The sequence below is a fragment of the Candidatus Desulfolinea nitratireducens genome, from assembly GCF_982879505.1.
In genome coordinates this window covers 1-387 of record NZ_CEYOSI010000261.1, presented here as the reverse complement: position 1 = coordinate 387, position 387 = coordinate 1, and the positions used below count along the sequence as shown (strand labels likewise).

Sequence of the window (387 nt, the reverse complement as noted above, 5' to 3'; positions counted from 1 at the left end):
GATCAGCGGGATATTCAGCTGTTGCCAAAGGATTCATTGTTGCTCTATACAGATGGCCTTACCGAAGCATTCTCTCCAGATGGCGATCTGTTTGGCGAGGATCGGTTAAAAGCTGCCCTATCAACGCCAGGAAATATCGCAATTCAAGACATGCTGGATAATATTGAAAAAGAGTTGGATGTTTTTATGTCCACGTTGCCCCCGGCTGACGATCTAAGCATGTTGGCTATCCGCCGATTGGCATAAACCCCCTTAAACCAAAACCGCGCTTTTGGGGCGGCCCAGCCCCGGCGCGGTTGGTATTGAGGAGAATGCTCCTATAGTATACAGAAAAAAAACAAAAACAACTTAATAAAAGTTAAATACTTGATAAGAGAATTTTAATAA

At 43.9% G+C, this 387-nt stretch carries 1 protein-coding gene; it reads left to right on the top strand.

Translation table 11 applies throughout. The features are described from left to right. A partial coding sequence (locus AC3DOM_RS16040) for a PP2C family protein-serine/threonine phosphatase (protein WP_487920050.1) occupies window positions 1–246 on the top strand: 246 nt, incomplete at its 5' end. Between the last annotated feature and the right edge of the window lie 141 nt (window positions 247–387).